Origin of the sequence: Gallibacterium genomosp. 3, from assembly GCF_001678475.1 — a bacterium.
GTDB classification, from domain to species: domain Bacteria; phylum Pseudomonadota; class Gammaproteobacteria; order Enterobacterales; family Pasteurellaceae; genus Gallibacterium; species Gallibacterium faecale.
The window spans coordinates 26,009-37,450 of the sequence record NZ_JTJR01000050.1 but is presented as its reverse complement, the minus strand read 5'-3'; the positions used below and the strand labels follow the sequence as shown (position 1 = coordinate 37,450).

Annotated in this window: 13 protein-coding genes; 9 read left to right on the top strand and 4 right to left on the bottom strand. The window is 37.7% G+C overall.

What is annotated here, in order from left to right; genetic code table 11:
- Nucleotides 1-13: 13 nt before the first annotated feature.
- Nucleotides 14-322 carry an iron donor protein CyaY gene (gene cyaY / locus QV06_RS11075; protein WP_065238191.1) on the bottom strand — a complete coding sequence of 103 codons (309 nt, stop codon included), beginning with the start codon at nucleotides 320-322 and terminating at the stop codon, nucleotides 14-16.
- A gap of 113 nt (nucleotides 323-435) precedes the next feature.
- Here cyaY and lptM point away from each other — a divergent pair, with 113 nt between their 5' ends.
- The 3 genes from lptM (at nucleotide 436) to QV06_RS11065 (ending at nucleotide 3,011) form a co-directional block, all read left to right on the top strand.
- Entirely contained in the window at nucleotides 436-564 is a 129-nt protein-coding gene (lptM, locus tag QV06_RS11620) for an LPS translocon maturation chaperone LptM (protein WP_082985097.1), read from the top strand.
- 22 nt (nucleotides 565-586) lie between these two features.
- Nucleotides 587-1,840 (top strand): diaminopimelate decarboxylase, encoded by a 1,254-nt coding sequence (gene lysA / locus QV06_RS11070; protein ID WP_065238190.1) that lies wholly within the window; start codon nucleotides 587-589, stop codon nucleotides 1,838-1,840.
- 145 nt (nucleotides 1,841-1,985) lie between these two features.
- Nucleotides 1,986-3,011, top strand: a complete 1,026-nt coding sequence (locus QV06_RS11065; protein ID WP_156542069.1) for a hypothetical protein — start codon at nucleotides 1,986-1,988, stop codon at nucleotides 3,009-3,011.
- A gap of 83 nt (nucleotides 3,012-3,094) precedes the next feature.
- On the opposite strand, the gene QV06_RS11060 is transcribed toward QV06_RS11065, so the two are convergent.
- Nucleotides 3,095-4,396, bottom strand: coding sequence for an MFS transporter (locus QV06_RS11060; RefSeq protein ID WP_065238188.1), 1,302 nt, complete (start codon nucleotides 4,394-4,396; stop codon nucleotides 3,095-3,097).
- A gap of 182 nt (nucleotides 4,397-4,578) precedes the next feature.
- The gene (locus QV06_RS11055; RefSeq protein ID WP_065238187.1) at nucleotides 4,579-4,935 is read right to left on the bottom strand and encodes a PepSY domain-containing protein; all 357 of its coding nucleotides are present in this window, start codon (nucleotides 4,933-4,935) and stop codon (nucleotides 4,579-4,581) included.
- A gap of 235 nt (nucleotides 4,936-5,170) precedes the next feature.
- On the opposite strand from QV06_RS11055, the gene QV06_RS11050 reads away from it, so the two are divergent.
- From QV06_RS11050 to prmA, 6 genes are all read left to right on the top strand, one after another.
- The gene (locus QV06_RS11050) at nucleotides 5,171-5,863 is read left to right on the top strand and encodes an AzlC family ABC transporter permease (protein WP_065238186.1); all 693 of its coding nucleotides are present in this window, start codon (nucleotides 5,171-5,173) and stop codon (nucleotides 5,861-5,863) included.
- Nucleotides 5,860-6,150 (top strand): AzlD family protein, encoded by a 291-nt coding sequence (locus QV06_RS11045; RefSeq protein WP_065238185.1) that lies wholly within the window; start codon nucleotides 5,860-5,862, stop codon nucleotides 6,148-6,150. The genes QV06_RS11050 and QV06_RS11045 overlap by 4 nt, the downstream gene beginning before the upstream one ends.
- Before the next feature lie 84 nt (nucleotides 6,151-6,234).
- Nucleotides 6,235-7,941 carry a proline--tRNA ligase gene (gene proS / locus QV06_RS11040; RefSeq protein ID WP_065238184.1) on the top strand — a complete coding sequence of 569 codons (1,707 nt, stop codon included), beginning with the start codon at nucleotides 6,235-6,237 and terminating at the stop codon, nucleotides 7,939-7,941.
- Nucleotides 7,942-8,069: 128 nt separating this feature from the next.
- Nucleotides 8,070-8,318: a YhdT family protein gene (locus QV06_RS11035; RefSeq protein ID WP_065234178.1), complete on the top strand. Its 249-nt coding sequence runs from the start codon at nucleotides 8,070-8,072 to the stop codon at nucleotides 8,316-8,318.
- A 2-nt stretch (nucleotides 8,319-8,320) separates the two neighbouring features.
- On the top strand, nucleotides 8,321-9,772 hold the full coding sequence (panF, locus tag QV06_RS11030; RefSeq protein ID WP_065238183.1) for a sodium/pantothenate symporter: 1,452 nt from the start codon (nucleotides 8,321-8,323) through the stop codon (nucleotides 9,770-9,772).
- On the top strand, nucleotides 9,753-10,634 hold the full coding sequence (gene prmA / locus QV06_RS11025; RefSeq protein WP_065238182.1) for a 50S ribosomal protein L11 methyltransferase: 882 nt from the start codon (nucleotides 9,753-9,755) through the stop codon (nucleotides 10,632-10,634). The genes panF and prmA overlap by 20 nt, the downstream gene beginning before the upstream one ends.
- A 63-nt stretch (nucleotides 10,635-10,697) precedes the next feature.
- Here prmA and QV06_RS11020 read toward each other — a convergent pair whose 3' ends face one another.
- Nucleotides 10,698-11,441: an amino acid ABC transporter ATP-binding protein gene (locus QV06_RS11020; RefSeq protein WP_065238181.1), complete on the bottom strand. Its 744-nt coding sequence runs from the start codon at nucleotides 11,439-11,441 to the stop codon at nucleotides 10,698-10,700.
- Between the last annotated feature and the right edge of the window lies 1 nt (nucleotide 11,442).

Genomic DNA, 11,442 nt, shown 5'->3' with positions numbered 1-11,442 from the left:
TTATTCCTTTTTATTAAGTAAAATCAACTTGTTCACCATGAGCAAGACAAGCTGCTGTTAAATAGCCCCAGAAATTTTTTCCTTCTGCATTTAACCATTGTCCTTGCTGATAAGTGAAATGATAACCGCCTAACTTACTTGCCAACCAGAGTTCTTGCAGCGGTTCTTGTTTGTTAATCACAATCTGGCTGCGATCAGCAAAAGTAATCGTAAATACCGATCCTTGAGTGTCGCAATCAACATCGCAATCTTGTTCTTCTAACTGTTCTTCTACTTGTTGCCAAGTCTGTTCTACAGCTTGATGATATTCTGCGTTATTCATAACATACTCCTCAAAAAAATAGCTGGGTCATTATAGAGATTTTCCCCTCTTAGAGATAGCACAAAGCACAAATTAATGGTAAAAAGAACACCTATCAAATGAGGAGTTAAGTTATGAAAAAATTATTAATTGCCATGGTTCTAAGTGGCTTTTGTTTAAGTTTAACCGCTTGTGGCGTAAAAGGCCCTTTGTATCATCCCGTTCAAGAACAACCTGTCCAACAAAAAACAGATTCCCAATAATATCGAGGTTTAAGACGTAGTTATGGACTATTTTAATTATAAAAATAATCAACTGATGGCAGAAGAATTGCCAGTAAGTCAGTTAGCACAACAATTTGGTACTCCGTTATATATTTACTCTCGTGCGACGTTAGAACGTCATTGGCACGCCTTTGATTCAGCACTCACTGGTCATCCTCATTTAATTTGCTTTGCTGTAAAATCTAATCCCAATATTGCTTTACTTAATCTGTTAGCAAAACTTGGTTCTGGTTTTGATATTGTTTCACAAGGCGAATTAGAACGTATCTTAGCTGCTGGTGGCGATCCGAATAAAGTCGTTTTTTCAGGTGTCGCTAAATCACACACTGAGATCGCACGTGCTTTAGAAGTTGGAATTCGCTGCTTTAATGTCGAATCAGAAGCAGAATTACTGCGTATCAACCAAGTTGCAGCAGAGATGAAGAAGCAAGCACCAATTTCTTTGCGAGTTAATCCAGATGTTGATGCGAAAACCCATCCTTATATCTCTACAGGTTTAAAGAAAAATAAATTTGGGGTGAGCGTTAAACGTGCTCGTGAAGTTTATCGTCTGGCGAAAGGATTACCTCATATTCAAATTGTTGGTATGGATTGTCATATTGGTTCACAACTTACTGAATTGCAGCCATTTTTGGATTCAGCTGATCGCTTATTAGTTTTATTAGAACAGTTACATGAAGATGGGATTGAATTACATCATTTAGATTTAGGCGGCGGTTTAGGCGTACGTTATAGTAATGAAACACCTCCACATCCAACAGAATATGCAAGTGCATTACTTGCTAAATTTGTTGATTATCCTAATCTCGAAATTATCCTTGAACCAGGACGTGCGATTAGTGCGAATGCCGGTATTTTGGTAACTAAAGTAGAATATTTAAAATCCAATGAAGATTTTAATTTCGCGATTGTTGATGCTGGGATGAATGATATGATTCGCCCAGCGCTCTATCAAGCGTATATGGAAATTATTGAAGTTGATCGTACCCTAGCCCGCGAAAGCAAAACCTACGATGTCGTTGGTCCAATTTGTGAAACTTCGGATTTCTTAGGAAAAGAACGCCAGCTTGCGATTGCTGAAGGCGATTTTATTGCCCAGCGTTCTGCTGGTGCTTATGGTGCAAGTATGGCATCCAATTATAACTCACATCCAAAGGCAGCCGAAATATTAGTTGATGGTAATAAAGCCCATCTCATTAAACGCCGTGAAAGCTTTGCTGAGTTATGGGCAAATGAACAGTTAATTAAAAAATAACTTTACTATACTTGTTGTATCAGATACCTTACATCCAACAACTGATGCCATTTTCAGGCAGCTAGGTTTAGATAATAGGATTAGATAAATTTCAAAATATGGTGTCAATTATTGACATCTCCCAATAACAAAAAGGTAAATTATAATGAACATGCCCCACATAAAAGAGATGATTGCTCCTTTAGCACACATCGAAAAAGAACAGGTATTAACTGAGCAATATAATGCTGCCATTGAACAGGATAATCTAAATTTAGCTGCTGATATTGCTAATTATGTATTAGATGAAGTTCAAACAGAATTCCATATTCGTTTTCGGGCGCATTGCTTTCGTTTTTTGTTGCAATACACTCATGAAAAATTAAGTAATCTGCCAGAAACAGCTCCTGAAAGTGAATCTGATAAATATTTTGAGAATTTGATGGAGCTGATATGGAAATTCAAATGGATTATTCCACATATACCAGAAGATGCTAATGCTACTATGGAAGAAATAGACTATATGTTGGAATTAATGAAAGATTATTATCAATATTTTGAATTTTCTATGGCTCCTGTTTACACATCCAAAATGCTACAATATATGGCTAGAGGTGATCGGGACAAAGCACAAGAATACTTTAAATTATGGCAAAATGAGCCTGCCGATGATATGAATGACTGTCCTGCTTGTGTCGCAGCAGATAAAGTGAATTATTATTATTTTATTGGTGACTATGCCAAAGTATTAGACTTATCCAAAGATATTCTATCTGGCAAATTAGCTTGTGCTGAAGTACCTCACATTACTTATGCTGCAATCCTATATAGCTTATTAGAAACACATCAATTTGATAAAGCTAAGAAACTATTACCAAAAGCTGTCAAATTAATTGAGCAAGAAAAAACACTAAGAGAATTACCTGATTTAATGATTATTGCTTATCAATTAGGTGAAACTGAAATTGCAGCTAACCTTATTGAAAAATACCATGAATCTATTTTCCAAATAGGAGAAAGCGTCCATATCTTAAAGGTTTTAATGGCACTTTCCTACCACGATACTCAAAATTATGATACTGCAAAAGAGCTTGCATTAACTTTAGATCAACGTAATGGTAATCAATTTTACCAAAATAAGATTGATTCTTTAGGTAAACAAATCGGTGTGTTACCACATATTTTACAATAATATTTAAACTAAAGTAGCTTAGCAATATTATTGCTAAGCTACAAAAGTCCTGCATATAGGATACAACACATCTAATATATGTATTAAATTTCTTGATGACTTTTCAAATAAGTTAAAGCCACTGTCGAAATTAACAATACTACTGCAACACCAATATAAAGATCCTGTTTATCCCAGCCTTGATCTAATAATAGACCTGCGATTGTCGGTGCAAGAATTGCCCCGATTCGCCCTACCCCAATGGCTGTACCCACGCCAGTACTACGAATATCTGCCGCATATACACTAGGATTTAAGGTGTAAAGTCCACTAATACATCCGTTAATTAATGCGCCGACTAAAATTCCTAACACCATCGCCAACCATAACACCGTACTCGATAAAATAAATAGTACTACTACGCCAGCGGCGACAACGATAAAAAAGAGTAACACTGATTTTGCTCGCCAATAAGTGGCTAATAAACCATATAATAAAGCGCCAACTGTCCCACCTAATGAGATCATCATACCGATACTAACACTCTGCTCTACTGTCATTCCTGCTTCTTTTAATAATGCTGGCGTCCATGAACTAATAAAATAAAAACTAAACATAATTGAGAAGAACGCAAGCCATAACAGAATACTAGAACGGCGATAAGTTTGATCTAATAAGCGAGAAAAAGGTAAGCGTGTTACAGCAGTAGGTACTGGCTTTTCTGGTAATGTCCATTGATTACCTAACCCTATTTTAGCGGTAATACGATTCAATTTCGCTTGTGCATTTTTCGGTTGTTTAACTAACAAGAAATCTATTGATTCAGGCAACCAAACAACAATTACTACCAAGCAAATTGTGGTTAATACCGCCCCAGCTAAAAAAACAGAACGCCAACCATACTCTGTTTGTAACATGACGGCAAACATTCCTCCTAATACTGCACCAACCCCAAATCCTGCTGCATAGATACTGATTGCTAAACTACGCCAACGACGTGAAGAATATTCACTGGTTAGTACATTGGTTCCAACTAAAATACCACCCACACCTAAGCCAGTAATCACTCGCCAGACACCTAACCAAAATTGACTGCCAGAATAAGCAGAACCAAACATTCCTAAAGCAGACAATAGCACAGCAATCATCAACAATGGACGGCGACCAATTTTATCTGCCACTGGCGCAAGAAACAGCGAACCCGCTGCCATCCCAAATAATCCGGCACTTAATAATGCACCTAATTGTATGCCGCTTAAACCAAACTCTTGACGAATCGCTGTCGCAGTAAAGGCTAATGCTAAAACATCAAATCCATCTAATAAATTCATAATGGCAGCAATTACCACGATTCCCCATTGATAGGCACTCATCGGGCTACTGCTAATCGTATTACGTAAATTCATTGCTCTTCCTTATTCATTTAATCACAACAAAGGTTTTAGATAATAACGGAAATAAATCAGCAAAGAAATGGGACAATCTGAAAGAGAGATAAAAAAACAGTAGCCGAAACGACTACTGTAAACTGCGGGGTAACTAAAATTTAATTATTATAATTTAAGAAAGTGACTAGTGACGACAATCTTTAGTGATCATGTTTTCTATGTCTATGTGGAGCATCCATCTCCTTTACTTCATTCCTAATAACTTCTGAGGTTACTGCATCAATCCTAACTTCTTTAAGTTGTTTTTCCTTAGTAAGGATTTCTACATCATAACTTGGATTTCCTTGTTTACGTGGGTGGAACTCCGCTTCAAGTACTTTGCCATCTACTTTTTTACTTACAATATCAATTGCTTCAACAAGCGTAATTTTACTATTATTTAATGCGGTTTCTAAACGTTGAAAATCAGGATCATCGGCCATTGCGAATTTCGCTGTCCCAACTGTAATTAGTGCAATTGTTGAAAAAATTGCCACATTTTTACTGAGTTTAGACATATTCGTCTCCTTTGTTATTATGTTATACCTACTGAAATTCAAAATTTGTCTCCTTTTCGTCTTTCAGCGGAGCGTAGTCTAGCTAAGCAAAATTAGAGAAAAATTAGTAACCTTAATCTTATGAAGATGGTTACCAGAAAAATCGATACAGAATACTGATCATTCCTGAAATCTTAGCTAGACTAATTCCCTTTTTTCATTATTACAATACGTTGTCAGGACAATAAGAATAAATATGCAACAGACAAATAACTCAATCTCTCAAGGCTTCCGAGATGCCTTTCCCGTATTACTCGGTTTTATTCCTTTTGGTTTGGTATTAGGTGCGCAAGGTACCGCTAGCCATATGACTTTATGGCAAGTCCCTTTAATGACCGGAGTCAATTTTGCAGGCGGTTCCGAATTTGCTGCTATTGGCTTATGGACTTCACCGCCACCGTTACTGCTGATTATGTTTACCACTTTTCTGGTAAATTGCCGTCATATTTTAATGAGTACAGCACTTACACCTTATTTAAAAGGATTACCCTTACGTAAAACATTACTGATACTCTTTTTTATGTGTGATGAAGCTTGGGCCTTAGCGTTAAATCATATTAAGCAACACGCATTACGCCAGCTTGATTTGCGTTATTATTTTTCAATGGCACTTTCTCTTTATCTTGCTTGGATTATTTCAACTGGTATTGGTGCTTGGATAGGCCCATTCTTAGGTGACATCAAACAATATGGTTTTGATATCGCTTTTGTCTCAGTATTTTTGGTATTACTCAAAGGAATGTGGACAGGTTTTCGTCCTGCAATCGCCTGGTTAGTCAGTCTTGTGGTAGCGGCAATCAGTTATCAACTCTTTGCTGGCGCTTGGTATGTGCTATTTGGCACATTAAGTGGTTTAATCATCGCCTATTTCTTGGAGAAACATAAATGAGTTGGGAAGTATTAACTATTTTTGCAATGGCTTCTGTTACCTATTCTACCCGTCTATTGGGCTTTTTCTTATTACAGAAAAAACATCTTTCACCTATGGCAAAAAACTTATTAGCTCAAGTACCACCTTGTGTTTTAATTTCGGTGATTGCCCCAGAATTTACTAGCACCAATATCGCTGATTGGATTGGTTTAATTGCCACATTTTTGGCTGCTACACGTTTCTCTGTATTACCCACAGTGGTCATTGGCATTATTGTGACTGCGTTGGCTCGACATTTTATTTAACTAACTGAGAATTCTGCTATTCCGCCTTGTACAGGCTAATGCTAGAATACGGGCAATTTTTTTGTTTTATGATGGAATTTTATTATGCGTACTAGTCAATATTTACTTGCAACTCTGAAAGAAACTCCAGCTGATGCTGAGGTTATTAGCCATCAGCTTATGTTACGAGCTGGTATGATCCGTAAACTCGCTGCGGGTTTATACACATGGATGCCTACTGGTGTGCGTGTATTGAAAAAAGTGGAAAATATCGTGCGAGAAGAGATGAACAAAAGTGGGGCAATCGAAGTGATTATGCCCGTTGTTCAACCCGCTGATCTATGGCAAGAATCACAACGTTGGGATCAATACGGTCCAGAATTATTACGTTTTACGGATCGTGGTGATCGTCCTTTTGTATTAGGGCCAACTCACGAAGAAGTAATTACAGATCTTGCTCGTCGTGAGCTTTCTTCTTATAAACAACTTCCATTAAATCTTTATCAAATTCAAACTAAATTCCGTGATGAAGTCCGTCCTCGTTTTGGTGTAATGCGTTCACGTGAATTTATTATGAAAGATGCTTATTCATTCCATCTCTCTAAAGAGAGTTTGCAAGAAACTTATGATGTTATGCATCAAACCTATTGCAATATCTTTAACCGGTTAGGTTTAGATTTCCGTCCAGTCCAAGCTGATACTGGTTCTATTGGTGGTAGTGCTTCACATGAATTCCAAGTATTAGCCGCAAGTGGTGAAGATGATATTGTTTTCTCTACCGAATCAGATTATGCCGCAAACATTGAGTTAGCTGAGGCAGTTGCCTTAGGTGAACGTACCGCAGCAACTGAAGAGTTACGTATCGTTGATACTCCTAATGCTAAAACGATTGCCGCTTTAGTCGAACAATTTAATTTACCAATTGAAAAAACAATAAAAACTTTAATCGTTCATGGTGTAGAAAAAGGTCAATTAATTGCGTTATTAATACGTGGCGATCATGAACTAAATGAAGTCAAAGCAGAAAAATTACCTCAAGTAGCAAGCCCACTGACCTTTGCCACAGAAGAAGAAATTCGTGCTGCAGTAGGTGCTGGTCCGGGTTCACTTGGTCCAATTAAGCTACCATTAGAAATTATCATTGATCGTACAGTTGCCAATATGAGCGATTTTGGTGCAGGTGCAAATATTGATGGTAAACACTATTTTGGCATTAACTGGGAACGTGATTTGCCAACACCACAAATTGCTGATTTACGTAATGTAGTAGAAGGCGATCCAAGTCCTTGTGGTAAAGGAACATTACAAATCAAACGTGGTATTGAAGTTGGACATATTTTCCAACTTGGTAAAAAATACTCTGATGCAATGAATGCAACGGTACAAGGCGAAGATGGTAAGCCACAAACTATGATGATGGGTTGTTATGGTATTGGTGTAACACGTGTTGTTGCTGCTGCTATCGAACAAAGTCATGATGATCGTGGTATTATCTGGAGTGATGCACTTGCACCATTCCAAGTAGCAATCGTGCCAATGAATATGCATAAATCTCCCACAGTACAACAATATGCCGAAGAACTTTATCAAACCTTAACACAACAAGGTGTTGAAGTTCTCTTCGACGATCGTAAAGAACGTCCGGGTGTAATGTTTGCAGATATGGAGCTTATTGGTATCCCACATATGATTGTGATTGGCGAAAAGAATCTCGAAAAAGGTGAAATTGAATATAAATCACGTCGTACTGGTGAAAAAGAGATGATTAGCAAACAGCAATTAGTTGAATCCATTATGAATAAATTGAAATAAAACTAAATTACGCTAAGATGATAAAGGCTTGATGAGTAATCAAGCCTTTTTGTTCACAACAATATTGTGAAAATTACAGGAAGTTAAAAATAGATGCTATGACAACAGCTCTCTAAAAGGAGATAAAAGTGCAAAAATTTGAACGTTATCGCCAAGCAACAAAAGAAGCAAAAATTACTTTATTTGTTGCAATTCTTTATGTCATTGGTTGGTGTTTATGTGCCTACCTGCCTACAAACACTCATGGTCCATTAGGTTTTCCACTCTGGTTTGAATTGGCCTGTATTTATTTACCTATTCTCTTTATTGTTATCGGGTATTGGACAATTCGAATCTTTTTCCAAGATCTACCATTAGAAAATGATGATAAGGAGTAACCATGAATTTAGGTGTTATTTTTCCATTGGTTATTTACTTAGTCTTTATTTTCGGCGCCGCACTCTACGCATACAGTAAACGTCATCAAGGTGATTTTCTAACTGAATATTATGTTGGTAATCGCTCTATGACGGGTTTTGTTTTAGCTATGACAACTGCCGCGACCTATGCCAGTGCAAGTTCTTTCGTCGGTGGGCCAGGCGCTGCTTATAAGTTTGGTTTAGGGTGGGTACTACTTGCAATGATCCAAGTACCTGTGGTTTGGCTCGCTTTGGGTACACTAGGTAAAAAATTCGCTATGCTTTCCCGAGAAACCAATGCCCTCACGATTAATGACTTACTGCTATATCGTTATAAAAATAAATATCTCGTTTGGATCGCTTGTATCGCACTATTATTAGCCTTTTTTGCCGCAATGACAGTGCAATTTATCGGGGGAGCGAGATTATTAGAAACCACTATCGGCTTAAATTATACGCAAGCGCTCCTTATTTTTGCGGTTACTGTTGGTTTATATACTTTTATTGGTGGGTTCCGGGCAGTCGTACTAACAGATGCTATCCAAGGTACTGTGATGATTTTAGGGACTGTCATTTTATTAGGTGGCGTGATTTATGCTGCTGGTGGTGTAGAAGCTGCAGTCGATAAATTAGCCACTATTGATCCCGCCCTAGTTTCCCCATATGGGCCAAATGAAATGTTAAGTTTTTCCTTTATGGCATCATTCTGGGTTTTAGTCTGTTTTGGTGTAATTGGTTTGCCTCATACTGCGGTTCGCTGTATGTCTTATAAAGATAGTAAAGCACTTCATCGCGGTATGATTATCGGTACTATTGTACTTAGCGTAATTATGCTAGGAATGCATCTTGCTGGTGCATTAGGACGTGTGATTATTCCTGACCTAACGATCCCTGACCAAGTTATTCCAGCTTTAATGGTTAAAGTGTTACCGCCAATTGTTGCAGGAATTTTCCTTGCAGCACCAATGTCGGCAATTATGTCCACCATTGATGCCCAACTCATTCAGTCTTCTTCTATCTTTGTCAAAGACTTATACCTTTCAGCAAAACCTGAAGCCGCAAAAAATCAAAAGAAGATTAGTCGTTTTTCTTCCTTGATTACGCTATTACTCAGTGCGTTATTAGTTATTGCTGCATTAAATCCACCAGATATGATCATTTGGTTAAATTTATTTGCTTTTGGTGGTTTGGAAGCAGCCTTTTTATGGGTTATTATTCTCGGCCTTTATTGGGAAAAAGCGAATGCATATGGTGCAATTGCTTCAATGATTGTAGGTTTAGGCATTTATATTGGCTTTACTACAGCAGCAATTAAACCTTTCAATTTACACGCAATTGTTCCATCTCTTGTATTAGGCTTAATTGCGTTCTTAATTGCAAATAAATTTGGTGAAAAACGAATTAAGGATACTTATGGCGTGGTTACAAATTAGATTAAATAGCACAAATGAACAAGCAGAACAACTTAGCGATATTTTAGAAGAGCTTGGTGCTGTTTCTGTTACATTTATGGATAGTAAAGATACCCCTATTTTTGAACCATTACCGGGTGAAACTCGCCTTTGGGGGAATACAGATGTAATGGCATTATTTGATGCAGAAACAGAAATGCAAGCGATTGTTGAAGCACTATTTGCAGAACAAGCTATTACCGCTGAAACCGCTTATAAAATTGAACAAATCGAAGATAAAGATTGGGAAAGAGAATGGATGGATAACTTCCATCCACTCAAATTTGGCCAACGTTTATGGATCTGCCCAAGTTGGCGTGAGATCCCTGATCCAACTGCGGTCAATGTGATGTTGGATCCGGGGCTTGCTTTTGGCACAGGGACACACCCAACTACTGCACTTTGTTTAGAATGGCTTGATTCTCTTGATTTACAAGATAAAACTGTCATTGATTTTGGTTGTGGTTCAGGTATTTTAGCCATTGCTGCACTAAAATTGGGTGCTAAACAAGCTATTGGTATTGATATTGATCCACAAGCGATTCAGGCTAGCCGTGAAAATGCAAAACGCAATGGTGTTGAAGATCGCTTACAACTTTATTTATCCGCAGATACCCCACAAGATCTCACCGCAGATGTAGTAGTTGCTAATATTTTAGCTGGTCCATTAAAAGAGTTAGCGCCTATCATCTCTAACTTAGTTATTCCACAAGGGCATTTAGGTCTATCTGGGATTCTCGCTACACAAAGCAACGCTGTTGCTGCTGCCTATGCTGATCAATTTGCCTTAGATGACGTTGCTGAACGTGAAGAGTGGTGTCGAATTACAGGAATTAAAAAATAGGCTTACAGGACGAAAAATAATGAATGTCGGATACAGTGTTCCGACATTCATTTATCTAAAGACTTAACGTCTAATGGAACGCAAAAACGCATTGGTTCTTGGGTTAGTGCTATATTCAAATAGCTGTTCTGGCGTACCCTGTTCAATGATTTGTCCATCCCCCATCAAAATCACATGATCCGCAACTTCACGAGCAAATTGGATTTCATGAGTCACAATCACCATTGTCCATCCCTCACTCGCCAAAGATTTCATTAATACCAACATACCTTGTACTAACTCAGGATCTAATGCTGAAGTCGGTTCGTCAAACAACATTAATTCTGGCTCAATCGCTAATGCACGAGCAATTCCTACTCGTTGTTGTTGCCCACCAGAAAGTTGGAATGGATAAAAATTAGCTTTATCTGCTAGCTCTACTCGAGCTAATAAATGGTGTGCTTTTGCCTCTGCTTCCGCTTTAGCAACTTTTTGCACAACAATTAAGCCTTCCGTAATATTCTCTAATGCGGTTTTATGTGGAAACAAATTATAGTTTTGAAAAACCATACCGCTTTTTTTACGTAATGCCTGTACTTTCTCTTTAGTTAAAGGTTTCGCAAAATCAATCGCCAATGAACCATCATCGAATTCTATTGTGCCAGCATCTGGTGTTTCTAATAAATTTAAACAACGTAATAATGTTGTTTTACCAGAACCAGAAGCCCCTAATAATACGATAACTTCACCTTTATTAATCCGTAAATCAATCCCTTTCAGAACCTGATGATCACCAAATGCTTTATGTAAATTCTTAATCGATAACATA

Excerpts from the sequence above, each read along its gene's own strand:
- QV06_RS11045 (WP_065238185.1), top strand. The coding sequence starts at position 5,860 with ATGAGTTGGGAAGTATTAACTATTTTTGCAATGGCTTCTGTTACCTAT.
- QV06_RS11065 (WP_156542069.1), top strand. The coding sequence starts at position 1,986 with ATGAACATGCCCCACATAAAAGAGATGATTGCTCCTTTAGCACACATC.
- lysA (WP_065238190.1), top strand. The coding sequence starts at position 587 with ATGGACTATTTTAATTATAAAAATAATCAACTGATGGCAGAAGAATTG.
- proS (WP_065238184.1), top strand. The coding sequence starts at position 6,235 with ATGCGTACTAGTCAATATTTACTTGCAACTCTGAAAGAAACTCCAGCT.
- QV06_RS11060 (WP_065238188.1), bottom strand. The coding sequence starts at position 4,396 with ATGAATTTACGTAATACGATTAGCAGTAGCCCGATGAGTGCCTATCAA.
- cyaY (WP_065238191.1), bottom strand. The coding sequence starts at position 322 with ATGAATAACGCAGAATATCATCAAGCTGTAGAACAGACTTGGCAACAA.
- prmA (WP_065238182.1), top strand. The coding sequence starts at position 9,753 with ATGGCGTGGTTACAAATTAGATTAAATAGCACAAATGAACAAGCAGAA.
- panF (WP_065238183.1), top strand. The coding sequence starts at position 8,321 with ATGAATTTAGGTGTTATTTTTCCATTGGTTATTTACTTAGTCTTTATT.
- QV06_RS11020 (WP_065238181.1), bottom strand. The coding sequence starts at position 11,441 with ATGTTATCGATTAAGAATTTACATAAAGCATTTGGTGATCATCAGGTT.
- lptM (WP_082985097.1), top strand. The coding sequence starts at position 436 with ATGAAAAAATTATTAATTGCCATGGTTCTAAGTGGCTTTTGTTTAAGT.
- QV06_RS11055 (WP_065238187.1), bottom strand. The coding sequence starts at position 4,935 with ATGTCTAAACTCAGTAAAAATGTGGCAATTTTTTCAACAATTGCACTA.
- QV06_RS11050 (WP_065238186.1), top strand. The coding sequence starts at position 5,171 with ATGCAACAGACAAATAACTCAATCTCTCAAGGCTTCCGAGATGCCTTT.